This is a genomic window from Pseudoalteromonas sp. SR41-8 (assembly GCF_014163915.1).
GTDB lineage: Bacteria > Pseudomonadota > Gammaproteobacteria > Enterobacterales > Alteromonadaceae > Pseudoalteromonas > Pseudoalteromonas rhizosphaerae.
Genome location: NZ_JACJEE010000020.1, coordinates 17,754 through 43,224, shown reverse-complemented (window position 1 = coordinate 43,224; position 25,471 = coordinate 17,754). Strand labels below are relative to the sequence as shown.

The following is a 25,471-nucleotide window of genomic DNA, read 5'->3' as shown; positions in this document are numbered from 1 at the left end:
GTGGCTTTATACGAGACATTTCTACTCTATTACAGTAAAGTTAACGCATTTCATAGAATCATTGTAGTTTTGGCGTTATTAGCGATGGAGTTCATTGATATGGATCTTCAGCTAAACAAAGCTACATTCACTGGGTATAAAGATGGATCAAAAGCGTTGTGCCGTCGCCTCTAAAGAAACTCTGATGCGTATATTTACTGTGCCTGAAGCACCAGACTCAACTTTGAGTAAAATCGAACTTGAGATCTCGAGCAATTTAGCAGGTTTTTTGAATGAGAACATAGCGGCAATTGAAAAGCCATTGCATGAGATTGAAAAAGATTTTCAATCGGCAGCGATCCCAGAAGATCCGACTTTTGTATCTGCTTATGCGCAAGATATTATGGAGCAACTTGTCGCTCATTCAGTGCATACGGCTGCGCCAAGCTTTATTGGTCACATGACGTCAGCATTACCGCATTTTGTATTGCCACTTTCTAAGTTGATGGTTGGCCTTAATCAAAACTTAGTAAAAATAGAAACCTCCAAAGCATTTACTCCACTTGAGCGCCAAGTGCTTGGTATGATGCATCATTTGGCATACGGGCAAGATGACAGTTTTTATAGCAAATGGATGCACAGTGCGAAAACGTCGCTAGGTGCTTTTTGTTCGGGTGGCACAATCGCCAATATTACCGCATTGTGGATTGCTCGTAATCGCTTACTGAAAGCGGACGGTGAATTTAAAGGGATTGGTTCACAAGGTTTGATCAGTGCAATGTTGCATTATGGATATAAAGGCCTTGCAGTACTTATTTCTGAACGTGGCCATTACTCGCTAGGAAAATCAGCTGATTTACTTGGCATTGGTCGTGATAACTTTATTGCCATTAAAACTGCAGATAACAATAAGGTTGATGTTGATGCAATGCGCGCCAAAGCCCATGAGCTAGCAGCGCAAGGTATAAAAGTGATGGCCATTGTTGGGGTAGCCGGCACGACTGAAACCGGTAATATTGATCCTCTTGATGCTATGGCTGATTTAAGCGCTGAACTCAACTGCCATTTTCATGTAGATGCAGCATGGGGAGGAGCTACGCTGCTTTCTAGTACATACCGCTCGTTACTAAAAGGTATTGAGCGAGCAGATTCAATTACCATCGATGCTCATAAACAAATGTATGTGCCAATGGGCGCTGGGTTAGTGCTATTTAAAGATCCTACAGCTACGGATGCTATAGAACATCATGCAGAATATATTTTACGTAAAGGCTCTAAAGATTTAGGCAGCCACACACTTGAAGGTAGTCGTCCTGGTATGGCTATGTTAGTGCATGCTTGCTTACGCGTTATTGGCCGTAAAGGCTACGAAATATTAATAGATAAAGGGATTGAAAAAGCCCGTTACTTTGCTGATTTAGTGAAAGCAGATGACGACTTTGAGCTGATCTCAGAACCTGAGTTATGTTTACTGACATACCGTTATGTGCCAAAACAGATAAAACAAAAAATAGCTCAAGCAGATGAACAAACGCGTTTGGATATCTTTGCCTCGTTAAATCGTTTTACTGCCAGTATGCAAAAACGCCAACGTGAAGCCGGTCGTTCATTTGTGTCCCGTACCCGTTTAACTCCCGCGCAGTATGATCATCAACCTACAGTGGTATTTCGAGTCGTACTTGCAAATCCGCTGACATCAGAGAGTATTTTAAAAGATATACTTGCTGAGCAAAAAGAGCTGGCTAAAACAGATCCTGTATTTAAGAAATATCTTAAGAAATACATGGACTGAGCAGTAACAGTTGCGTTATTCCCAGGTTGCGTGGGGATAACGCAAGCAGCACTTTCTTTGTTAGCTAAAACACGATGTTCTGATCATTTCAGTGATAATATGTTGAGATGGTTTAATTTTTTCCATCGCCAAAAATTCATCGGGTTGGTGAGCCTGATTAATTGAACCCGGTCCCATCACAATCGTTTCACAACCTAATTGTTGAATAAATGGCGCTTCAGTACAGTAGTTCACTGCAACTGCTTGCTCTCCTGATATTTTTTCTGCCAGTTTAACTAATGCCGAATCAGTACTGCCGGTAAAAGCGGGGATTGGCTCGTGCATATCCATCACACTGACTGAATCTGGATATTGGTTATTGATCTCTGTAGCTATTTTTAACAGCATCATTTGCAGTTCTTGCACACTTAGACCCGGTAAAGGGCGCATATCAATATGCATTTCACAGCAGCCACATATGCGATTTGCATTATCGCCACCATGAATGTGTCCTAGATTTAAAGTAGGGTAAGGAATAACAAAATGCTCAACTGCATATTTATTCTTTAATTGCTCTTTTAAAGTTAACAGTTTTGCAATAACTTTATGCATCACTTCAATGGCATTTAAACCACGTTCAGGATCAGAGCTATGTCCGGAACGACCGACTACGCGAATCGCGCTGCTCATATGTCCTTTATGTGTGAAAACAGGTGTCATATCAGTAGGTTCACCAATAATACACCGAGCTGGCTTTAAGTTTTTATGCTGACAAACTTGCTGTGCACCGGCCATGGTGGTTTCTTCGTCGGCAGTAGCTAGAATCAAAATTGGCTGTGTTTGAATATTCTTATCTAGTTCACTGATTGCCTGTAATACAAAAGCGAAAAAACCTTTCATATCAATACTGCCTAGACCATATAATTTATTGTTATCTTCACTTAATTTAAACGGATTATAGTTCCAACGACTATCATCAAATGGGACTGTATCGGTATGACCGGCAAGCATTAAACCACCATCTCCCTGGCCACGTTTTGCGAGTAAGTTAAAACGACCTTTAGGGCCCGACAACTCAGTAATTTCACATTCAAATCCAAGACTTGTACACCAAGTAGCTAATAAATCGATCACCCCTTTATTGCTCATAGACAATGACTCATCCATGGCACTAATTGAAGGTGCAGCAATCAATTGCTGATACATAGATAAAAAAGACGGTAATGACATAAAAAAATCCAAAATAAGTATTCAATCTAATTGCATAACAATATAAAAGTATTTATGATGAATATCAATTCACTTTTTAAGCATAAATATATTAAAGCGACGCAATGAATATAAAACGACGATAACCAGATTTCATTCATAAAATAGTGTTTTATGCACTGTTAAACCCGATTTGAATATATATGTAGTAACAAAAAACCAAAAAGAGTAACGAATGAAAGTAGTGATTATTGGCGCAAGTGGCTATAGCGGCGCAGAATTAGCAAGTTTGGTAGTAAAACACCCGCAATTAACCTTAGCTGGTTGCTATGTATCTGAGCAAAGCTTAGATAAGGGTAAATTATTAAGTGACTTGTATCCTGAGCATTTAGGTTTGCTTGATTCTCCTTTATTGCCTCTTAGTGAGAGCGCTTATAACGACATTGAAAAGTCGGCCGATTTTGTATGTTTGTGTACTGATCATAAAGTGAGTGTTGACTTAGCGCCACGTTTTTTAAGCATGGGCAAAAAAGTATTTGATTTATCGGGTGGCTACCGTTTAAGCAGTAATGAAGATTATCAAACTTATTATGGTTTTGAGCATCAACATACGGAATTACTCAGTGAAGCGGCTTACGGATTGGCTGAATGGAATAGTGAAGCAATCGCTAAAGCGCAGTTAGTCGCTGTGGCTGGTTGCTATCCAACAGCAGCGCTGAATGCGTTAAAACCTTTGCAACAAGCCGGCTTATTAGCCGATCAAACCATTATTATTAATGCTGTATCGGGTGTAACCGGTGCGGGGCGTAAAGCTAGTGTAGCCACGCATTTTTGTGAAGTGTCGTTAGCACCTTATGGATTGTTTAATCATAGACACAGTCCTGAGATTGAGCAGCATTTAGGTCACAAGGTGTTATTTACGCCGCATTTAGGTAATTTTCCACGCGGTATTTTAGAAACTATTTATGTGCAATTGAAACCTGGAGTTACACCAGAGCAAGTTACACAAGCTTATCAAGTGCTTGCTGATGAGCCACTGATCAGATTGCTTGGTAATAAAATGCCATCAATTAAAGGAGTTGCAAAGCAGCCTTACGTTGATATTGCATGGCAGCAGCAAGGTACGCAGCTAATTGTGATGGCAGCTATTGATAACTTATTAAAAGGTGCTGCAGGGCAAGCATTGCAGTGCATTAATTTAGCCATGGGTATTGCCCATAGTACAGGTTTAAAAGGGTAGTTAGTAATGCAAACATGGGTCATTAAACTCGGTGGTGCAGTACTCAATACAGAAGACGCGGCTAAAGCGTTATTTGAGGCGCTTGCATCGCAAACTCAAGCACAATTTGTCATCGTTCATGGTGGCGGTTCACTAGTTGATAATTGGTTGACTGAGGCTGGTTTTGCTAGTGCGAAACATCAAGGTTTACGCATCAGTCCAAAAGAGCAAATGCCTTATATTGTTGGCGCGCTTGCTGGGTGTGCTAATAAACAATTAATGAGCCAAGCAATTATCGCAGGTCATAAACCCGTCGGGCTTAGTTTATACGAAGCGGGCATTATTTCGTCACAAAAACTCAAAGCGCTTGGTCAAGTTGGTAATTGTGACGGCGGTGTGCAAAGTGTGATACCGGAGTTATTAAAACTTGGTCGTTTACCTCTGGTCAGCTCTATCGGCTTTGGTGAAGATGGCCTTTGGTATAACGTAAACGCTGATGAAGCCGCGGCGGCAATAGCTAAAGAGCTTAATGCGGAAATTATTTTTATGACTGATGTAGAAGCTGTACTTGATGCAAATAAACAGCCGTTACATCAACTTGACACAAACCAGATCAATACTTTAATTGCAGAAGGAGTAATTTTGGGTGGGATGGAGGTCAAAGTAAAGACCAGCCTTCTTGCTGCCCAGCACTTACGACGTGGCGTTTACATTTCGAGCTGGCAAAAGCCAGAAAACTTAATTGCTCTACTCGCGGGTGAGCACGTCGGAACAAAAATTACACCATAGGTTTTATATGTTTAATCATTTTTTATCGGGTCTAGAGTTAGACCAACAAGGCGCACTTAAATTACTTAACTTAGCGCAAAAAATTAAAGCTAACCCAGCTGATTTTAGTCAAGCACTGGCTGGCAAATCGGTGGTTACTTTATTTGAAAAACCAAGCTTACGTACGCGTTTATCATTTGATATAGGTATTAATAAGTTAGGTGGACATGCTGTGTATCTTGATTCACAAAATGGCGCCATGGGCGCACGTGAATCAGTAAAAGACTTTGCATTGAACATTGCCAGTTGGGCTGACGGTATTGTGGCGCGGGTATATCAGCATAAAACATTAACCACACTTGCTGAATTTTCAAGCGTACCTGTGGTCAACAGTCTGTGCGATTTATATCATCCATGCCAAGCACTTGCTGACTTTCTAACACTGCAAGAAGTATATGGCGATGTAAGCCAGCTAAAATTAGCTTATTTAGGTGAAGGCAACAACGTAACGCATTCACTGATGTTACTTGCGGCTACTTTAGGCACAGATTTTGTTGCCGTATGCCCTAAAGGTAGTTCACCAGACTCGCAAATTTTAAAGCAGGCTGAGCAAATTGCCGCAATGAATGGTGCATCAGTGATGGTGAGTGATCGTGTTGAAGCGGCTGTAGGCGCTAACGCAGTGTATGCCGATACATGGGTATCAATGGGCGATGATACGCCACTTGAACAAGTAAAAGAAAAGTACATGCCGTATCAATTAAATGCGGCGTTGCTTAAACAGACTGGGGCTGACACTGTACTGCATTGCCAGCCAGCACACCGTGAATTTGAAATTACTTCTGAGGTAATGGATGGTCCGGCGTCAAAAATTATACAACAAGCAGAAAACCGTATGCATGCGCAAAACGCATTGCTTGTTTCATTATTAAATCCAAATTTTGTGTAAGGTATCACCAATGAGTTCTATTAAAAAAGTTGTATTAGCCTATTCTGGTGGTTTAGATACGTCAGCCATCGTGCCATGGTTAAAAGAAAACTACGGTTGTGAAGTTATCGCGTTTGTTGCCGATGTAGGTCAAGGTGCTGAAGAACTTGAAGGCGTTGAAGCAAAAGCGATCGCATCTGGTGCGTCTGAATGTTATGTAGTTGACTTAAAAGACGAAATGGTAAGTGATTATATTTACCCAACGTTAAAAACCGGTTCAATTTACGAAGGTACTTATTTATTAGGTACGTCAATGGCACGTCCTATTATTGCTAAAGCGCAAGTTGAGATTGCTCGTAAAGTAGGTGCTGATGCACTTTCTCATGGTTGTACTGGTAAAGGTAATGACCAAGTGCGCTTTGAATCTTGTTTTGCGGCCCTTGCGCCTGATCTTCAAGTTATTGCGCCATGGCGTGAGTGGGACTTATCAAGCCGTGAGTCATTACTTGACTACTTGGCAGAGCGTAATATTCCATGTTCTGCATCGGCAACTAAAATCTACAGCCGTGATGCAAACGCGTGGCATATTTCTCACGAAGGTGGCGAGCTTGAAGATCCGTGGTGTCAACCAAGTGAGCAAGTGTGGACTTGGACTAGCTCACCAGAGCAAGCACCCAATGAGCCTGAATTTGTTACCTTAAACGTGGTTGAAGGTGAAGTTGTTGCTGTCAATGGCGAGCAGCTTAAACCGTATGATTGTCTAGTTAAACTTAATGATATTGCATCCCCACATGGTGTTGGTCGTGTTGATATCGTTGAAAACCGTTTAGTGGGCATGAAATCCCGTGGTTGTTATGAAACCCCTGGTGGCACAGTGATCATGGCGGCATTACAAGCGATTGATGAGTTAGTACTTGATAAAGCAAGCCGCAAATGGAAAGAAGTACTGGGCGGCGAGTTTTCACATTTAGTATATGACGGTCGTTGGTTTACACCACTTAAAGATTCAATCTTAGCGGGCGCAGAAGCGTTATCAACTGTGGCTACTGGTGAAGTTATTCTTAAGCTTTATAAAGGCCAAGTAACAGCGGTTCAGAAAAAATCACCTAATAGCTTATACAGCGAAGATTTTGCTACGTTTGGTGCAGATGATGTTTACGACCAATCGCATGCTGAAGGCTTTATTCGTTTATTCTCGCTTTCAAGCAGAATTTCAGCACTAGCGAAGAAGTAATTTTACTACAGCCTCGTAGCAATAAGGCGGGGCAATTTCAGGGTTTGGAGAGATTTCATGGCATTATGGGGCGGACGTTTTTCTACGGGTCCAGATGAGGCGTTTAAACAATTTAACGACTCACTTCCCTTCGATTATCAACTCGCAGAGCAAGATATAGTTGGCTCTGTAGCGTGGGCAGGTGCCCTTAAGCAGGTTGACGTATTAAGTAGTGATGAACACAAAAAGTTAGTCGCTGCGTTATATGAATTACTCGACGAAGTAAAAGCTGATCCACAAGCTGTGGCAACGTCAGGAGCTGAAGATATTCACTCACATGTTGAAGCTGCATTGATCGAAAAAGTGGGTGACTTAGCTAAAAAATTACATACCGGACGTAGTCGTAACGATCAGGTCGCTACTGACTTTCGTTTATGGTGTCGTGATACCGCCGCTCACATACTTACGGCGCTTGGTCAGTTAAAAGGTGAGTTTATCGCTTTAGCTGAACGTGAGCTGGGCACTATCTTACCTGGTTATACCCATTTACAACGTGCTCAGCCATTGTTGTTTAGTCATTGGTGTATGGCTTACGTGGAAATGATCGAACGTGATGAAAGCCGTTTAGCAGATGCTAAAGCGCGAATGAATTTTTGCCCTTTGGGCAGTGGGGCACTTGCCGGTACTGCGTACCCAATTGATCGGCAAGCACTTGCCGTGGGGTTAGGTTTTACCGCTGCGACTAAAAATAGTTTAGATGCCGTATCAGATCGTGACTTTGTGGTTGAGCTATTAAGCTGTGCATCAATCTCTATGATCCATTTATCGCGTATGTCAGAAGATTTGATCTTTTATAATTCGGGTGAAGCGGGTTTCATTGAGTTAGCAGATAATGTTACTTCAGGCTCATCATTGATGCCACAAAAGAAGAACCCCGATGCGCTAGAGCTTATTCGCGGCAAAACAGGGCGTGTATTTGGTGCCTTTAGTGCCATGATGATGACGTTAAAAGCACTGCCACTTGCCTATAATAAAGATATGCAAGAAGATAAAGAAGGCTTATTTGATGCCATGCCAACGTGGCTAGCTTGTATTCATATGGCGCAAGCGTGTATCAAAGGTATAAAAGTAAATGGCGATCGTACTTTAGCCGCCGCTAAGGGCGGGCATTCAAATGCGACAGAGCTTGCTGACTATTTAGTCGCCAAAGGGATCCCTTTTAGGGAAGGTCATCATATTGTTGGTGTGTTGGTACAAATGGCTATCGCACAAGGGAATAACTTAGAAGATTTAAGTTTAGAACAATTCCAATCGGTGCATAGTATTTTTGCACAGGACGTATATGCTGTACTAGAGATAGACGCATGTATAAAAGCGCGTCAAGCACTTGGTGGTACATCTTTAGAGCAAGTTACAGTTGCAGTTAAAGATGCCAAAAAAAAACAGCAAATAACAGTTCGTGACGCTAATCTTGACGATGTAGAGTCAATTGCTAAATTGATCCAGCACTGGGCTACGGTAGGTGAAAATTTACCGCGTGCTAAAAGTGACATGGTACATTCGATCAATGAGTTTGCAGTTACCGAAGTTGCTGGAGAAGTCGCGGGCTGCGCATCATTGTATATTTATGATACTGGTCTTGCTGAAATTCGTTCACTAGGGATAGATCCTGAAACAGGTATTACTGGGCAAGGTCGTCAGTTAGTTGAACATTTATTAGTTAAAGCCAAAAAATTGGCACTCAATCGCATCATTGTTTTGACGCGAGTACCTGATTTCTTTGAGAAACAAGGTTTCACATTCTGTACTAAAGACAGCTTACCGGAAAAGGTAATGAAAGATTGTGAACTGTGTTTACGCAGAGACAATTGTGACGAAGTCGCAATGGAATTTATTTTAAAGCTAAGTACGAGTACGGAGATCCCGTGTAAAAACGTGGCTTAAAATCCCTGGATATAAAAAGCGTACGGTTATCCCTGTGCGTTTTTTTATGTCTTGCTATATCTGGTATGACCTGTTGTATTGGTTAGCTGTAGCAAATAAAAGATCAAAAAAAGATCGTTTTTTTAAATGTTGGATCAGTAATTGCTTATTACTAGGTGTAAGATGGCTCAGCGTGAGTTCATCTTTAAAAGCGCCAAGCAGTTATCAGAGCGTTAAAAACAGTGGCTTATTTAATAAGTCATTTTATTCAACATTTATTGAAAGGATTAATCTTATGCAAGTTACAGCTAACAGCCAATTACAAATGCAAGCATATAATAATATGCAACAATCAAAGCCAGCACTTGAACAAAGCGCTAGTAATAAAACCCTACAATCTGATACAGTGTCTATATCTAATGAAGCTCTATTAGCGTCTAAAGGCGAAGCTGAAATTCAGCGCGGTGGTGGTGGTATTACAACTGAGCCAGACCGTCGTCGTCCTTCGTAGTTTGCTGATAGACTCGACAAAAAACGAGCTGGTGTATGTATTTTGATTTAACATCTTTGGGAATTCACTTTGATACTATAATCATTTGGGGATTGTTAATGGCTTGCCTGTATAACTTATTTTTAAAGTTTGCAGTCGAAGACCGAAGTAATTCACCACTCGTTGTTTCTTGTTTAATGTTATTTTCATACTCGCTCAGTTATGAAATTGTCGATTTGAATGCCGGTGTATCTATTTACTCTATTTGGGCTACATATGATGTAGTTACCATGTTAGTTATATTACTTTCTCACAAACTGTTAAGGTTGCGTTTTACTTCAACATTGTATTACGTAATGTTTGGCTTATCATTTAATACACTTTTATATTTAATTTTGCATATTGATATTGTCGTTTTTGAGAATAAAGATTATTGGTGGTTTTGGAGCTTTTTCTCTGTAGGCATAAATACAGTAGATTTTTTCATGGTTGTAACACTGATCTTTGGGAAAGATTGGTTACATATCGGTAAATTATATTCTAAATGGACAAAGAAAAAACCGGCGATTAATTTTAAAAATTGCTAAAGCAATTTTTAAAATTAATTAATGACGTTGTTTCAAGAGTATTTCAGTATCTATTTAGCTTCACTCATTATGTGGGGCTTCATGATGGCGTTTCTATACAATGTTGTTAAAAAATCATCAGCTCCAAGTAGTGATCCTTCTGTTATGTGGATGTCATTAGCTATTTTTTTATCTTATCTTGTTTCTGACCCTTTACTCAATTTATCACTTGGGGTTGATATGATGTATAGCTATTACAGCTATTCTATTTGGGCTATTTGTGATTTATTTCTCCTCGTTGTGATTTTGCTCATTGCTAAAAACAAATCTATTAAAAATTGCCCAGCTAAGCTATATCTAAGCATAGGTTTAACAGTGAATATGCTGTTATTTATTGGCATGCATATAGATGTCAGCATCGTTAACCGTTTTGAGCCTTGGTGGTTTTGGAAAGTTTATTCTGTCACGGTTAATATTATGGATGTGATGATGATTATTGCATTATTGTGTAACAAAGATTTTTTAGGTTTGGTGCGTGGGTATAATCGGTTACGAGGCCTAAATAAACATTAGGCCCTTGTTTAGAACACTTAAAACCGATATTCCCAGCTGGTTTTTAATGCGCTGTTGGTATCAGACTCGTTAGCAAGTTCGTCTTTATACACTGAGCCGCTGATCTTCCATAAACCACTAAAAATAGCCTGCTGATAACCAAGCTCTAATTGTAAGCGTTCAAACGTTTCAGCGACTTGAGTCAAGTCGGTGATGTCAGTTTTAAACCAACGTAACTTCGCATAGCCGCCATAACCGTTCATAGTATGATAATGCGCACCTAATACTGCTGATTTACTTTGCTGTGGTGTTGCAGAGCCAATTAAGCGGTCTTTATGATTATAGGCTTGGGCATAGTTCGTAAAGCTTTCATTAGCCTCATTACAGCTAAGTTGGGCCGTACAATCTTGTTGGGTATTTGAATATTCAAAATAGGTTTTTAATAACTGTTTTTGATCACCAAAAAAACTCTCTACACCAAGGGTATAAAAAGGATCACTGGGCGCAATACCACTGTCATTTTTACCCATTAGCTCAGTATAAAAAGCAATCGGTTGATTGGCGATGCTGGTTGAGTACTTAGCATCTAAACTGGTTAAGCGTTGCTTAGTTGTTATCAGTTCGAGCGAATTGGGGGCTATTTCTGTGCTGGTTAAATAATCAGAGCCCGCTGAGCTAAATGCAATCTCAAGCCCCGCAAGTGGTGTGCTGGCAAAGCGCATAGCCCAGTAGTTGCCTTTTTCACCATTACTTAAATGCGGTTTTTGTTTCGCGTAAATCCCGGTTAACTGCCAATTACCAATAAAGGAGAGCCAGCTTGGACCTACATATTGGGTGTTAGCGCGGTTTATCCGTAGCCCTTTCATTGGTGCTGCATTATTTGATAGCAGTAGTGCGTTATCGTTACTGGGTCCCCACCAATGGCTTACTTGCTCTGCACTGACAGACCAGCCGCCGATTAATACTGCTAAATAACTGCCGTGATAATTTGTGTATTCATCATCTAGTGCCTCATCAGCGTAATTAACACTGACTTTGGCGCTAACACGGTCGCCAGTGATAGAGCCATAGCTATTTATACCACTTTTTTGTTGATCGCGCTTACCAAAGCTTTGTTGCAAAGCTGGCTCACTATTGTAGTTAAGCCTGACACCAGAGCTACTGCCTTGTTTAGCTCTATCTAAGGCATGTTTTACGTGTTGATAAGCAAATTGACTCTGTGTTGATAAACTGCTGCTTTCAATTGTACTTAAATCTCTGGCAATACCTTGCCACATTAGGGGATAACTATTGATCGGTTGTTTAATCACACCTTGGTTAAAGAGCATTTCAATTGAAGCGCGTAATAAAGGGTCGTCACTTTCAATCCAAGGTGTTGCAAACGCCGGTGTAGCAATGGCAATTAAGGCGCTTAAATAGATATTTAACTTCATCCGTGTAACTTTTCCTGCAATGCTTTTACTACAATAGGGTGTACAAACTCACTGACATCGCCTTTATGACGGGCGACTTCTTTAACGAGGGTTGAAGAGATAAATGAGTTTTTTTCAGCTGGGGTTAAAAAAACACTCTCCAAATCAGGATTTAAACGACGATTCATATTGGCAAGCTGAAACTCATAATCAAAGTCAGACACAGCACGAATACCGCGGATCAACACATTAGCACTATGATCGCGTGCTAAATCAGCTAATAATCCAGAAAAGCCAATAACACTGACGTTATCTAAATGAGTGAGTAAACTATTGGCAATTGCTACCCGCTCATCAAGGCTAAAGCAGGGTTTTTTACTAGGGTTGTGAGCAACTGCAACAATTACAGTATCAAACATTTTAGCTGCCCGCTGGATCAGATCTGTGTGTCCATTGGTTAATGGATCAAAGGTACCAGGGTAAATTGCGGTGACTTTCATAAATATCATCTTAGTGTTATTTTGAGGGTTATATTAACAGTCTTTGTTGTCCAGATCAGCCTGCAAATTGCGACTGCATATTTTCATTTGTAAATGAGTTTATTTCAATAAGAAACAATAACTACGAATTATGGATTAGAAATTTTCAAGGTAGTATTTTATTGGATTATATTTGTATATACTGCGCGGCTAATAATACTGAGTGAATTATGGTCATTTACTCTAATAAAAATAATCAGAGTCGCAGGATATGAGTACCAAGGATAAAATAATTACAACTAGCATAATGCTATTTAACCAACATGGCGAGCGCGCGATAACAACCAATCATATCGCTTCTCACATGGGCATCAGTCCCGGTAATCTTTATTATCACTTTAAAAATAAAGAAGACATTATTCGCCATATTTTTGCATTATATAGTAAGCATTTGCACACTCAGTTTGTGCCAATGGAAAAGCAGGATGAAGCACTGACACACTTAACTGGGTATCTTGATGCTTTGTTTGAGTTGATGTGGCGTTTTCATTTTTTCTATGACAATTTGGGTGATATTTTATCTCGCGACGAAGTACTGAAAAAAGACTATATTGAGTTCCAAGCAGCTTTGTTAAGCCAAGTGCGCGAAATTGTAATTGGCCTGCGTGAAGTTGGTATGATCGCAATTGACGATGAAGATGCTGTTGAGCTTGCTCACATGCTAAAAATTACTGTCAGTTTTTGGACTCCTTACATTAAAGCTAGACGGTTAAGCGGTGAGTTAATTCAGCAAGATATTTATAATGGTATCTTAAAAGTGTTAGCACTTTTTAAAGCATTTGGTACAGAGCAAAGCATCCCAAAAATTAACTTGTTACGCGAAAAATACAGTAAATTAGCGGCACAGGCAGGTGCCGTTTAATTAAACGCAGCGGTTGTTTATTTCCTAGACGTTAGATTTTTTGTTATAATCCCGCGCCCAACACGTGGGTGCGTGAATCCTAAATATTGTCTAACGAGTAAACTATGCTTAAATTTATCGTCAAACTCCATCCTGAAATAGCCATTAAAAGCCGTTCTGTGCGAAAACGTTTTACTAAGTTGTTAGAGAACAACATTAAAATTGTATTACGCAAGCTTGACGAAAAAGTACAAGTACAAAATAACTGGGACAATATATCCGTCGTAACTAAATTAGATGACGCGCAAATGCGTATTGATTTTATCGATGGCTTACAACGGATCCCAGGTATCGTGCAGTTTATTGAAGTGACAGAAACTAACTACGAAAACCTGCACGATATTTACGAAAAAGCGCTAGATATGGTTGGTCACACTGTTGTTGGCAAAACATTCTGTGTGCGTTGTAAACGCCAAGGTAAGCATGATTTCACTTCTACCGATGTAGAGCGTTATGTTGGGGGTGGGTTAAATCAACACGTCGATGGCGCCAGCGTAAGACTGAAAAATCCTGAAGTAACTATTCGCCTTGAAATTAAAGATGATAAAGCTTACGTAGTAACGCACACCCATCATGGTATGGCCGGTTTCCCATTACCAACGCAAGAAGATGTCTTGTCGTTAATGTCAGGTGGATTTGACTCGGGCGTTGCTAGTTATCAAATGATCCGCAAAGGCGCTCGTACGCACTTTTTGTTCTTCAATTTAGGTGGTGCGGCGCACGAGATTGGTGTTAAACAAGCCAGCTATTATATTTGGAAGCAGTTTAGCTCAACCCATAAAGTTAAATTTATCAGTGTTGACTTTGACCCCGTTGTTGCCGAAATTTTAGAAAATGTTGAAAACAGTCAAATGGGTGTAGTCCTCAAACGTATGATGATGCGTGCAGGCAGCCAAATAGCTGAAAAAATGGGGATTCAAGCGCTTGTTACCGGTGAGAGTCTAGGCCAAGTTTCAAGTCAAACATTAGCCAATTTAAGTGTGATTGACCGTGTTACCGAAACGCTTATATTACGCCCGCTGATCCAACACGACAAACAAGAAATTATAAACATCGCTCGTAAAATCGGCACCGCAGAAATGGCCGAAACTATGCCGGAATACTGTGGTGTGATCTCTAAAAAGCCTACAGTTAAAGCTAAAATTGCCGTAGTAGAAGCTGAAGAGCAAAAGTTTGATTTTGATGTGCTCAATACTGTTATTGAAAACGCACGTATTATGGATATTCGTGACATTGACGTTGAAGCTAAACAAGAGCTAAAAGAGGCAGAGTCAGTTTCTGATTTACCAGCTGATGCAGTTGTTGTTGATATTCGCTCGCCGGAAGAAGAAGATGCAGCACCGCTTGAAATTGATGGGATAGAAGTTGTGCATTTGCCATTTTTCCGCTTAGCGACCAAATTTGCAGACCTACCACAAGACAAAGACTACTACTTATATTGCACTAAAGGTGTAATGAGTCAGCTACAGGCGCTTATTTTACATGAAAATGGCTTTGCCAATGTTAAAGTTTATCGCCCGTAAGGTTGATAGTTATTAATAACAAGCGCGAGTTAAATCGCGCTTTTTTTATGTCTGATAGCATCGAGTAAAGATTGATTGTGAGGGGTATTAATACCGAGTTGATTACCTTTTTGGCAAATATAACCGCACATCGCGTCAATTTCTGTGATGCGATTATGGGCGACATCTTGATGCATTGATGAGTAATTGTTTTTGGTATCACTCATCACTTGATAGGCGTTCGCTAATGCTTCAGCAAGTCGCACATTAATACCTAGTTTATTTGCTACGGTACACGCTTCGTTTAAGATATTTAAAATTATGCCACTAAACTGTGGTGCAGTCAGTGCGCCATTTTTCACATTGTGCAGCGCACTGAGTGGATTAATAGCAATATTAACGAGTAATTTTTCAAAGCGTAATTGTTGTATATTATTTGTGGTTGTTAATTCAGGAATAGCGTTTAGTAGATTTTTAACTTCAGCGAGTTGTGTTTTTGCTTGCTGGTTACAATCACCTAAAATGCTGCTCCCGATACCAGTATGCAACACACTAAAAGGTGCATCTTTGTAGCCCGCTAAACGTGTTGTTAAAAAATATAGTCCTTGTTGTTTTGTAAGTTCGCTATTTATTTCATCTACATTACCCATGCCATTGTGAGATAAAATCAGTTGGCATTGAGCGCTTAAAAAAGGCTTTAGTTGCCTAAATGCGGTGGCAACTTGATATGCTTTAACAGTAAAAATAATAACATCGACTTGGCCGTGCTTGGATAATTGAGTCAGGTTTGTCAGTTGGCAATTAATTGCTTGTTTTGGCGCGTTTGCTTGTTGATAAAAACGAGGTTCGTCAATAGCATGCTTGGTAAGTAGGGTAACCCTGTGCTGTTGACTCAAATAATGGCTATAGAGCAGCCCAATGGCACCATCGCCAACGACGAATATATTAGCCATTTTGATTCTTTTTAAAACGAGAATAAATACCGAACAACAAAAAGAAACTAGCAGCCCCAGAAAAGTCAGCAACAACATCAGCAACAGATGCGCTACGATAAGGGATTGTGCTTTGCATTAGCTCAATAGCGATGCCATAAAATGCTAATAACACGAGGTGAACGAATACAGGTAGCTTGAACGCTCTGACCATGACGGCTGCCAGAACAAAGAAAATAATAAAATGCACTAACTTATCTAGATGAGGCAGTGACGATACCCCAACGCCCCTAAAATCGCGGGCAAACAAAAAGGTAAATACCAGAATACTGATTAAAAATAGAGTTTTATAAACACGCCGAGTCACGAAAAATCCTAAATCGTTTAAAAATAGAACCGCAGTATATCAAACAAATTTCGTATCGCACCTGAACAAAGCATAGAAAAGTGTAAAGATTTATAAAATTTATATAGTATAATTATCGACAATATAAATTTGAATTAAAAATATCTTGTTAGGAGAGACTTATGCCTTCATTTGACATTGTTTCGGAAGTCGAAATGAACGAAGCAAAAAATGCTGTTGATAACGCTAACCGTGAACTTGAAACTCGCTTTGACTTTAGAGGCGTTGATGCGTCAATAGAGCTTAATGATAAAACCATTAAACTAAAAGCAGAAGCTGATTCACAGGTTATGCAGTTGTTTGATATTTTAGCGAGCAAAATATCAAAACGCGGTATGGACGTATCAAGTTTAGAGCTGCAAGATATTTCACGTGCGGGAAAAAATGTTTACCGTAATGTTGCGCTAAAGCAAGGTATCGAAAAAGATATGGCTAAAAAAGTCGTTAAAGCCATTAAAGACTCTAAAGTAAAAGTACAAGCCGCGATCCAAGGCGAAGAAGTACGTGTAACGGGTAAAAAGCGTGATGACCTACAAGAAGCCATGCAAGTAGTGCGCAGTGCCGATTTAGGGCAGCCATTTCAATTTAAAAACTTTAGAGATTAGAAAGCTAGGAGCTAGGTTTCTAGGTGCTAGAAAAAGCCAAATTGCAGCAATGTAGTTTGGCTTTTTTAGTTTAGAACTTATGATTATACCTAGAACCTAGAGTGTTTAGATGTATAGCCGTCCATTGACTTTTGTGCTTAAAATAATCACAATAGCGACCTATTTTCAAGGTGCTTGTGGTTACTTTTCAAGGTTGTTGATTAAGTAAAGCAAGATAATCGGGAAGTTGGTGGCGTTTATAGGATATAAACGAAGTCCAACACTGCCCCCGCAACGGTGATACATACTTTTAGCTAAATTTATTAGCGAGTTATGTTAAGTCCGGAGACCGGCCTTGAAGTCAATTTACTATTACTTGTGCGGTGGGCGCGGGTCAGGGGATATCATGTTAAACAAATCTACTTTAGGCGTAGCAATTGCCGCTGCGTTGTCTTTTTCTGTGTCTGCAGAGCAATCAATTGAACGCCTTACGGTAACCGCTAATAAATTTGAACAATCAATTACTGATGTACTTGCCAGTGTAACTGTTATTGAGCGCAGTGATATTGAAACAAGTAATGTCCGTGATTTACCGAGTTTACTAGCAACCCAAGTTGGTTTTCAAATAAATTCCAATGGTGGCTTTGGGCAAAGTTCTGGCGTGTCACTTCGCGGTTCAAGCTCACGACATACACTTATTTTGATTGATGGCGTACGTACGGGCTCTGCAACCCTTGGTTATAAATCAATTAGTAATATTCCTCTTAATTCAATAGAGCGCATTGAAATTGTTAAAGGTTCTCGTGCTGCAGTTTATGGGTCTGACGCGCTCGCTGGTGTGATCAATATTATTACTCGTACAAAGGAATCCGTCAGCCTAGATGCAACATTTGGTACTGATGCTTATCAAAATTATCAAGTTGCAGGTACAACGGTAGTTGATGCTGTTAAAGCGTCGTTTAATGCTGGGTTTGAAAAAACGGATGGCTTTGACGTATTGCAAGGCGTAGCATCGGATGAAGATGGTTATGAGAACAAAAATTTAGGATTTAATATTCGCTATGCAGATGAGCTGTTAGGTGAGCTTAAAGCGCTGGGTCAATACAGTGAAGGTAATGCACAATACGACAATGCTTTCTCGCCTATTGATAGTATCGTAGAAAATAATGAATTTGAAAATTATCAGCTAGGGCTGGATTGGGATAAATCCTTTACCGATCATAAGCACTCAATTAATGTTGCTATTGCAACCGATGATTCTGACAACAAAGGCTATGATTACACTGGTGCGATTATTACTAATAGTTATAAAACAAAACGTAAACAATTTGATTACCACGGCAGTTATAATGCAAGCCAAGTTTTAACCGTTAATGGCGGGCTTAATTGGTATAAAGATGAAATATTTACTAATGGTAAGGCTTATCTAGCGGATAGCAAAGTAGCTAAAGCTGCATTTCTTGGGGGCTATTTTGATGATAATAAATTCATTGCAAATTTAGCATTGCGTTTAGATGATGATGAGCAGTTTGGTAATGAAACAACTTACGCCGCAGCTGTTGGTTATCACTTAAATAAGCGTGCAACACTTCGATTGAGCCAAAGCACGGGCTTTAAAGCGCCAACATTTAATGATCTTTATTTTCCTGACCCTTTATCTCCAGGTAATCCAAATTTAGCACCAGAGACATCAACTAACCAAGAGTTAGGTTTGAGTTTAGACTTTTCTCAGGCAAAGCTTGATATATCAATATTCAGAAATAATATTGAAAACCTAATTGCATGGGCACCTAATGCAGCTGGTAAATGGCAGCCAGAAAATATAATTGAAGCACGCCATGAGGGTGTTGAGTTTAGCTTTGCCAAAACAGTACTTGGTTTTGATAATCAGTTTAATTTTACTTATTTAAATGCTGAAAATACCGAAACGGGTGTAGCACAAACTTATGTTTCACCACGTACTGTGAACTGGTCTGTTGCGAAGCAGTGGGGCGATTTTGATGCCGGTTTTGATATGCAGTACCGTAGTGATCGTCAAGGTAAAGTAACAGAGCTTAGTTCTTATACGTTATGGAACTTAACTGCAAATTATCAATTTAACAGTGCGCTTTCATTTTCTGCTCGTGTTGAAAACTTATTTGATAAGCAATACAACGCGGTTGACTCAAGTATGGATTATGCAACTGGCGAAGTGTTTTACTACAATACAGTTGACCGTCGCTTCTTTGTTGGCGCAAGTTACCAGCTCTGATCTCGTTCTAGCTTAAATAAAAAAGCCCGACACTTTTGTTTGTCGGGCTTTTTTATATTCAGATGAAAATGCTTATTTAGCACTTTGCTTAGTTTACTAAAAACTGTTTATAGTCTTTCTCAAACTTTTTCAGCTTAGGTGCTATCAATAAACTGCAATAGCGTTGCTCAGGGTTTTCGTTGTAGTAGTCTTGGTGATACTGCTCTGCTGGGTAGTAAGTGGTTGCAGGGCTAACTTCAGTGACGATATCTTCGCGTATTTGGCTTTGTAATTTTGCAATATATTGATTAGTTTGCGCTTGCTGCTCGCTATCATGATAATAAATCACACTTCGATATTGGGTGCCTATATCATTACCTTGGCGGTTTAGCTGAGTGGCATCATGCAGGGTAAAAAACATCGCCAGTAAGGTCTCATAGCTTATCTGGCTACTGTCAAACTTAATCTGTACAACCTCTGCGTGGCCGGTGAGGCCAGTGCAAATTTGTTTATACGTAGGCTCAGTTGTTTCGCCGCCAGTATAGCCAGAGCTTACTTGTAAAACGCCTTTCACGCGCCTAAACGCGGCATCAATACACCAAAAGCAGCCACCACCAAATGTTGCAGTTTCATTTGTTATACTCATTTAGTTGTTCCTTAAAGCTGTTAAATTACACGGATTATCTAGCGTAACAGAAGAACGAGCAAGGAGGTTTATTATTTCATTTAATTACGGCAGGGAAGTGTGTTGAAGTGAAAAGTAGCGTTGCTATGGGTTTGCAACGCTACGATGAGATTAAAGCTCTTTTAGCGGCCTTTCAGCTTCTTGTTGGTTGAGCTTTTGTTGTAAAAACTCAGGAGACTGAGTATTGCGAGCCAGCGCATAGTACGCCGCAGGAACAACAAATAGCGTAAGTATGGTTGCGACAATAACACCAGTAAACACCACTACACCAATTACCATACGGCTCTCTGCACCAGGGCCTGAGGCTAGCACTAGTGGCACCGCACTCATTACCGTAGTCAAAGAGGTCATAATAATTGGTCGCAATCTTTGGGTTGCTGCTTGTAAAATAGCTTCACTAAACTCTACGCCTTTATCGCGCAATTGATTGGTAAATTCGACAATCAATATACCGTTCTTAGCACTAAGACCAATCAGCATTACAATGCCTATTTGGCTGTAAATGTTTATGGTTAGTCCTGCAACCCATAAACCAAACATTGCGCCCATCAAACCCAGTGGCACAGTGAGCATGATCACAAAGGGGTGCATAAAGCTTTCAAACTGAGCGGCTAAAACTAAGAAGGTAACAGTAAGCGCTAGAATGAAAACATACGTCATCGCTGAGGCACCTTCATAATATAATTGCGATTCACCTTTATAATCAATGGCGCCATCAATTTCGTTTTCTTCCATTGCCACTTTATTTAAAAAGTTAAGCGCTTCTTCAAGGGTATAACCATCGGCGAGGTTAGCGCTCAAAGTAATAGCACGCATTCGGTTGTAACGATTTAGCCTTGATGCAGTGGCTTCTTCTTTTAAGCTAATTAAGCTATCTAGAGGAACCAGTTCATCACTGCGTGATTTTAAGTAAATATTTGATATATCGGTAGGATCAGCAAAGTCAGCTTTAGTGCCTTTTAAGATCACATCGTACTCTTCACCACGGTCAATAAAGGTGGTAACACGGCGTTGGCCTAACATGGTTTCAAGGGTGCGGCCAACATCCGAAACTGAAATCCCTAAATCCGCCGCTTTGTTTTTATCGATACTGATCAAAAACTGCGGGAAGGTTTCTTTGTAGTCATGGTCAATACGCACCAGTCCTGGGTTTTTCTCTGCACGTTCAATGATCCGGTCTCGCCAATCAGCTAATTGTGCATAATCATTACCTTGCAGGACAAACTCAATGGGCCGTGATGAGCCACCGCCACCAATACCACGGCGCATAATAGCAAACGCGCGCACATCGGTGACTTCAGTCATTTTTGCACTGATCTCATCCATTACTTCCCAAGTTGAACGTTTACGTTCATCCCAGTCTGCCATACCAACAATTGCCACACCACCGCTGCCACCCCAGCCAGGAACGCGTACCAACACTCGACTTAGTTCGCCCGCTTCGGAATAAGGCATTAAACGTTCTTCAATTTTTGCCATGTTGGCGGCGTTATTTTCATAACTTGCCCCTTCAGGGCCACTCATCATGATAAAGAAAGTACCACGGTCTTCTTTTGGCGTAAGTTCTGAAGGAATTTGTTGGAACAGTAAATAACTAACAAAACCAGCCAGCAGTAGGGTGATTGTTAAACCACCTGAACGCGTCATATTTGAGCGTAAAGAGTTTTTATAACTTTGCTCAATCTTACTAAAGATACGGTCCATCCATTGGCTGAATTTACTCTCTTTTGAGGATGGTTTAAGTACTAATGAACACAACGCTGGCGAGAGTGTTAATGCGGTAATGCTTGAGAAGAATACCGCGGCGCTGACGGCCATCGCAAACTCGGTAAATAATGCGCCGATACGGCCATCCATAAATACCAAGGGGACAAACACCGAGATCAGCACTAAGGTGGTGGCAATAATTGCAAAGCCAACCTCACGGGCGCCACGATAAGCGGCTAGTAGGGCAGGTTCGCCCAGTTCGATACGCCGGTGAATGTTTTCTAGCATTACAATCGCGTCATCAACAACCAAGCCAATTGCTAGCACCAGCGCCAGTAGTGTCAATAAGTTAATTGAGTAACCCATCGCCAATAAGAACATAAAGCTACCGACCAGCGCAACTGGGACTGTTACCGCTGGGATCAAGGTGGCGCGAATGTTCCCTAAAAATAAGAAGATAATTAATACCACCAAGGCCATAGAAATAGCCAAGGTTCTGTAAACCTCGTTAATTGATTCTTTAATGAATATTGACGAGTCGTAGCTGTCTTGAATAGTTGTGCCTTCTGGCAGGTTGCGTTTGATTTTTTCAAGTTCAGCACGGGCATTATCAACCACGGTAAGTGTATTCGCTTTAGCTTGTTTAACAATACCAAGGCCAACCATATTGCGGCCATTACCTCGGAATAAGCTTTCATCGTCAGCGGCTTCTAATTTTACATCAGCGACTTCACCAAGACGAACTAAGTAACCATCGTCGCCACGTTTAATTACTAAGTTTTGAAAATCACGCTGCTCTTTGTAACTACGCGCTGTTCGAACTGTAAAGTCACGGTCGATAGATTCTATCTCACCTGCAGGTAGCTCAACATTTTCAGTTCGTAGGGTGTTTTCTATGTCACTACTGGTTATGCCACGAGCAGCCATTGCTTGGCGGTTGAGCCAAATTTTCATGGCATATTTACGTTCACCACCAACACGTACATTGGAAACACCATCTACCACAGCTAAACGGTCGACAATAAAGCGCTGTGCATAATCAGACAGTTGCAATGAATCCATTGTGTCGCTATTGAGTAAAAACCATGCAATAGGGCTTTCATCACTGTTAGATTTAGATACTTCTGGCGGGCGTACTTGCTCAGGTAGACTATCAAGTGCGCGCGCTACACGTTCACGGACATCGTTTGATGCGGCATCAATATCACGGCTGATATTAAACTCAATGGTAATATTTGAGCGGCCATTTCTACTTGATGAATTAATGCTTTTAATGCCTTCAATACCGGAAATACGGTTTTCCAGCACTTGGGTAATTTTTGTTTCAATGATCTCGGCTGACGCTCCCGTATATTCAGTGCTTACACTGACTATGGGTGATTCAATATCAGGATATTCGCGCAGCGGTAACATCGAAAAAGCCACTAAGCCAAAGGTTAGTAACAGTAGGTTAATTACAATTGCAAAAACGGGACGTTTGACACTGGTATCAGTAATTTTCACAGTTTACCCCTTCACAGTAACTTTGCTGCCTGAGCGAATTTTAATAATTCCTTCAGTAACAATTTGTTGCCCATTACTAATACCTTCATCGATGGCAACCCAGCCATTGTGACGACCTGCAACGTGAACCTCTACTTTGGTTGCTATTCCGTCTTCAATTTGAAAAACATAATGTTTATCTTGTTGTGGGATCACCGCTTTCTCTGGCACCATCATCGCTTGATTCGAGCTAAGTTGTAACGCGGTCTTGAGCAACATGCCAGGGCGTAATAAACCACTTTTATTCGCGAAGCTTGCTGTGACTTCAACACTGCGGGTGATTGAATCAATCCGAGCACTAACGTGCGTTACTTTACCGGTGAAGGTTTTTTCAGGGTAAGCATCATTTTGGGTCATTACTTTCATGCCAACGTTTAATTGCGCAAGGTATTTTTCTGGGACTTTAAAATCGACTTTAATAATGCTTATATCATCTAAGCTTGTAATAATTGTGCTGTTATTTACATACGCACCTACTGAGATCTGACGCTTACCTAAAATACCTGAAAAAGGCGCGGTAATAGTCATTTCAGATAATTTTGTTTTGGCGTTTTCAAGCTGAGCTTCGGTTGCATCAACGCGAGAAAGTTGCTCTTCGAGTAATGACTTTGCAGTTGCTTGTGAGCGAGAAAGCTCTGTTAAGCGTTCAAGTTGACGTTTTTCTTCGCGTAAGTTGATTGCCAGCTCTTTAACAGTGAGCTCTTCTTGCTGCGATTGCAATTGTACGAGCTTTTGACCTTTACTGACTAAATCACCGTCTTTGAAATAAATGTCAGTTACGTAATCATTTTGTGCGCTTTGTATATAAATTGCTTGATTAGCGCGGGCACTGCCGATAGCCTCAATGAGGACAGCATTTTCTTCACTTGCAACAGTGTGAGCGGTTACTTGCGTTGCATTAGCTGTGAAGTCAGATTGCTCACCTTGGCTGCTTGGTAAATAAAGATAAACACATAGCCCCAAAAGTAGAGTAATAATAAATGGAAAGAGCGCTTTGCCAGATTGCTTTGCATACATTGTTAAAAAATACCGGAGAATTAATTGCCTCTAGTGTACAAAATTACAGCGTGAATTGGCGGCCGCGTATCTCATAAATCTGTCGGTTAGGCGTAAAAGTTCAGTTGTTTTTCATTTTGTTCCCATTTTATGTTGGTGTGTGAGAGAGTTATGAAGTTAACGAGCAAATGTCCGCGTTGTATGAAAATACGTAAATTGATAATTTGGGCTATAATTATGTACGCTTTTTATATTGTTTTTTATCGTTATGGTTAAACGCAAAAACGCTGTTTTGAAATTGCGTGCGCAAGGTGCGCGCAATGGTATCGAAACTCTCACTGTCGGTGCGGTTGGGCTTTTATTTATAATGCTAGTTAATTTACTGCGGCCCGACGAAATTAGCATTTTCGAAATTTTCTTGGTGAGTTTATGTTTGGCTGCCATTTTTGTTGGGTTTTTAAAAACTCAAGAGCCATTTTACAGTTTAGTTATTACAGAAAAGGAGCTTACTTACCAGCATAAGTATGGCTGCTGGTGTGTTAAGCAAGAAAATCTAAATTACAGTGGTATTCCTAAAGTAGAACAAGAACTTGAGCAACTTGAGTTAAATGCTGTAGGTATCAAACTTAACGACACCGATGAATTTTTATTACAACTAGGACCAAGAATTGCAGGTAAATTATTGATCGAACAACGACATTTATTTATGCAAGTAATTCAAAAACATTGCAAAAATGGCAATTGCCCATCAGAATGGTTAGTTGAGGATAATCATTACACTTCTGTGAATGGTCGCAGTTTTAATGGCCTTATAGCCATGTTTGCTAATAGAATGCGACATCTACGACAATTAACAGGATATGATTTACTGTTACCAGCAAGTGTATTGGATAGAAGTATTTGGGATTTTAGCCACAGCTTAAATGCATGGCGGAATAACCCAGTAGTATTTATTGAATCTCAATTAGAGAGTAAGACGCCTGAAAATAGGCGTTAGTTAGTAGGATGAAGCGATGAGTCAAGATAGATCTTTTATTAAAAGTGGCAGAAATACCATAATCCATAAAGATAAAAAACTCGATTTAGTGATCGTGAATTCTGAAGTGCACCCAAAAATAAAGGTAACTCAACATGGTTTAGAACCATTCAAAGAAGAGTTGCCAAAAAACCGTCGTGAAGCTAAAGAACGCTATTTAGAAATGGTCTATGTTGGCAGTGTAGACGTATTTGGTGAAGAGAAGCGTTTACTGTTTATTCAGGCGTTAGATGGCCGTGAGTATAAGATAGATTATAGTAAAATAGGCACAAAGTTATTTGTCCGTATTCACCAAGATAGCTATTTATAACATCCTCTCTTTTGTATCTGGCATTGTTGTTGCTTAATTTATTGATTGGCGTGGCTATTAACATTAAGGCT

Annotated in this window: 23 protein-coding genes and 1 riboswitch; of the genes, 15 read left to right on the top strand and 8 right to left on the bottom strand. The window is 40.3% G+C overall.

The annotated features are described in order from the left end of the window. Window positions 1-142 precede the first annotated feature (142 nt). On the top strand, window positions 143-1,771 hold the full coding sequence (gene panP, locus H5162_RS13955; protein WP_182735357.1) for a pyridoxal-dependent aspartate 1-decarboxylase PanP: 1,629 nt from the start codon (window positions 143-145) through the stop codon (window positions 1,769-1,771). A gap of 60 nt (window positions 1,772-1,831) precedes the next feature. On the opposite strand, the gene argE is transcribed toward panP, so the two are convergent. Beyond that, complete coding sequence (gene argE, locus H5162_RS13950; RefSeq protein WP_182718378.1) at window positions 1,832-2,980, bottom strand: acetylornithine deacetylase; 1,149 nt, start codon at window positions 2,978-2,980, stop codon at window positions 1,832-1,834. Window positions 2,981-3,194: 214 nt separating this feature from the next. Here argE and argC point away from each other — a divergent pair, with 214 nt between their 5' ends. From argC to H5162_RS13910, 8 genes are all read left to right on the top strand, one after another. Next, a complete protein-coding gene (gene argC, locus H5162_RS13945) occupies window positions 3,195-4,199 on the top strand; it encodes an N-acetyl-gamma-glutamyl-phosphate reductase (RefSeq protein WP_182760245.1) in 1,005 nt (334 codons plus the stop codon). Window positions 4,200-4,205: 6 nt separating this feature from the next. After that, window positions 4,206-4,967 carry an acetylglutamate kinase gene (gene argB, locus H5162_RS13940; RefSeq protein WP_145235118.1) on the top strand — a complete coding sequence of 254 codons (762 nt, stop codon included), beginning with the start codon at window positions 4,206-4,208 and terminating at the stop codon, window positions 4,965-4,967. Between the two features lie 7 nt (window positions 4,968-4,974). Then, window positions 4,975-5,895, top strand: a complete 921-nt coding sequence (locus H5162_RS13935) for an ornithine carbamoyltransferase (protein WP_145235120.1) — start codon at window positions 4,975-4,977, stop codon at window positions 5,893-5,895. A 10-nt stretch (window positions 5,896-5,905) separates the two neighbouring features. Further along, the gene (locus H5162_RS13930) at window positions 5,906-7,108 is read left to right on the top strand and encodes an argininosuccinate synthase (RefSeq protein ID WP_145235122.1); all 1,203 of its coding nucleotides are present in this window, start codon (window positions 5,906-5,908) and stop codon (window positions 7,106-7,108) included. A gap of 57 nt (window positions 7,109-7,165) precedes the next feature. Further along, window positions 7,166-9,031, top strand: coding sequence for an argininosuccinate lyase (gene argH, locus H5162_RS13925; RefSeq protein WP_182735353.1), 1,866 nt, complete (start codon window positions 7,166-7,168; stop codon window positions 9,029-9,031). A 274-nt stretch (window positions 9,032-9,305) separates the two neighbouring features. Next, complete coding sequence (locus H5162_RS13920; protein WP_182778799.1) at window positions 9,306-9,521, top strand: hypothetical protein; 216 nt, start codon at window positions 9,306-9,308, stop codon at window positions 9,519-9,521. A gap of 35 nt (window positions 9,522-9,556) precedes the next feature. Continuing rightward, a complete protein-coding gene (locus tag H5162_RS13915) occupies window positions 9,557-10,087 on the top strand; it encodes a hypothetical protein (protein WP_182778797.1) in 531 nt (176 codons plus the stop codon). 81 nt (window positions 10,088-10,168) lie between these two features. After that, window positions 10,169-10,639: a hypothetical protein gene (locus tag H5162_RS13910; protein ID WP_182778795.1), complete on the top strand. Its 471-nt coding sequence runs from the start codon at window positions 10,169-10,171 to the stop codon at window positions 10,637-10,639. A 17-nt stretch (window positions 10,640-10,656) separates the two neighbouring features. Here H5162_RS13910 and H5162_RS13905 read toward each other — a convergent pair whose 3' ends face one another. Together H5162_RS13905 and coaD are read right to left on the bottom strand one after the other, a co-directional pair. After that, window positions 10,657-12,051 (bottom strand): capsule assembly Wzi family protein, encoded by a 1,395-nt coding sequence (locus H5162_RS13905; RefSeq protein ID WP_182778793.1) that lies wholly within the window; start codon window positions 12,049-12,051, stop codon window positions 10,657-10,659. Further along, the gene (gene coaD, locus H5162_RS13900; RefSeq protein WP_145235133.1) at window positions 12,048-12,530 is read right to left on the bottom strand and encodes a pantetheine-phosphate adenylyltransferase; all 483 of its coding nucleotides are present in this window, start codon (window positions 12,528-12,530) and stop codon (window positions 12,048-12,050) included. Before coaD ends, H5162_RS13905 begins: the two co-directional genes overlap by 4 nt. 250 nt (window positions 12,531-12,780) lie before the next feature. On the opposite strand from coaD, the gene H5162_RS13895 reads away from it, so the two are divergent. Then, the gene (locus H5162_RS13895) at window positions 12,781-13,431 is read left to right on the top strand and encodes a TetR/AcrR family transcriptional regulator (protein ID WP_145235136.1); all 651 of its coding nucleotides are present in this window, start codon (window positions 12,781-12,783) and stop codon (window positions 13,429-13,431) included. A 104-nt stretch (window positions 13,432-13,535) separates the two neighbouring features. Then, the gene (thiI, locus tag H5162_RS13890; RefSeq protein WP_182760243.1) at window positions 13,536-14,993 is read left to right on the top strand and encodes a tRNA uracil 4-sulfurtransferase ThiI; all 1,458 of its coding nucleotides are present in this window, start codon (window positions 13,536-13,538) and stop codon (window positions 14,991-14,993) included. Between the two features lie 29 nt (window positions 14,994-15,022). Here thiI and H5162_RS13885 read toward each other — a convergent pair whose 3' ends face one another. Both H5162_RS13885 and H5162_RS13880 read right to left on the bottom strand, forming a co-directional pair. Then, window positions 15,023-15,925 (bottom strand): ketopantoate reductase family protein, encoded by a 903-nt coding sequence (locus tag H5162_RS13885; RefSeq protein WP_182778791.1) that lies wholly within the window; start codon window positions 15,923-15,925, stop codon window positions 15,023-15,025. Continuing rightward, complete coding sequence (locus H5162_RS13880) at window positions 15,918-16,271, bottom strand: VanZ family protein (protein ID WP_182778789.1); 354 nt, start codon at window positions 16,269-16,271, stop codon at window positions 15,918-15,920. The genes H5162_RS13885 and H5162_RS13880 overlap by 8 nt, the downstream gene beginning before the upstream one ends. Window positions 16,272-16,432: 161 nt before the next feature. Here H5162_RS13880 and H5162_RS13875 point away from each other — a divergent pair, with 161 nt between their 5' ends. Both H5162_RS13875 and H5162_RS13870 read left to right on the top strand, forming a co-directional pair. Continuing rightward, window positions 16,433-16,915 (top strand): YajQ family cyclic di-GMP-binding protein, encoded by a 483-nt coding sequence (locus H5162_RS13875; RefSeq protein ID WP_145235145.1) that lies wholly within the window; start codon window positions 16,433-16,435, stop codon window positions 16,913-16,915. A 173-nt stretch (window positions 16,916-17,088) separates the two neighbouring features. Continuing rightward, a riboswitch (cobalamin riboswitch) is annotated at window positions 17,089-17,267 on the top strand. A 33-nt stretch (window positions 17,268-17,300) separates the two neighbouring features. After that, window positions 17,301-19,145, top strand: coding sequence for a TonB-dependent receptor domain-containing protein (locus H5162_RS13870; RefSeq protein ID WP_182778788.1), 1,845 nt, complete (start codon window positions 17,301-17,303; stop codon window positions 19,143-19,145). 88 nt (window positions 19,146-19,233) lie between these two features. On the opposite strand, the gene msrA is transcribed toward H5162_RS13870, so the two are convergent. From msrA to H5162_RS13855, 3 genes are all read right to left on the bottom strand, one after another. After that, window positions 19,234-19,770: a peptide-methionine (S)-S-oxide reductase MsrA gene (msrA, locus tag H5162_RS13865; protein ID WP_182758410.1), complete on the bottom strand. Its 537-nt coding sequence runs from the start codon at window positions 19,768-19,770 to the stop codon at window positions 19,234-19,236. Window positions 19,771-19,920: 150 nt separating this feature from the next. Beyond that, window positions 19,921-23,019: an efflux RND transporter permease subunit gene (locus tag H5162_RS13860; RefSeq protein ID WP_145235151.1), complete on the bottom strand. Its 3,099-nt coding sequence runs from the start codon at window positions 23,017-23,019 to the stop codon at window positions 19,921-19,923. A gap of 3 nt (window positions 23,020-23,022) precedes the next feature. Continuing rightward, window positions 23,023-24,075 carry an efflux RND transporter periplasmic adaptor subunit gene (locus tag H5162_RS13855; RefSeq protein ID WP_182760239.1) on the bottom strand — a complete coding sequence of 351 codons (1,053 nt, stop codon included), beginning with the start codon at window positions 24,073-24,075 and terminating at the stop codon, window positions 23,023-23,025. 247 nt (window positions 24,076-24,322) lie between these two features. Here H5162_RS13855 and H5162_RS13850 point away from each other — a divergent pair, with 247 nt between their 5' ends. Further along, window positions 24,323-25,051, top strand: a complete 729-nt coding sequence (locus tag H5162_RS13850) for a DUF2982 domain-containing protein (RefSeq protein WP_145235154.1) — start codon at window positions 24,323-24,325, stop codon at window positions 25,049-25,051. A 16-nt stretch (window positions 25,052-25,067) separates the two neighbouring features. Next, on the top strand, window positions 25,068-25,400 hold the full coding sequence (locus H5162_RS13845; RefSeq protein ID WP_145235156.1) for a hypothetical protein: 333 nt from the start codon (window positions 25,068-25,070) through the stop codon (window positions 25,398-25,400). Window positions 25,401-25,471: the final 71 nt, after the last annotated feature.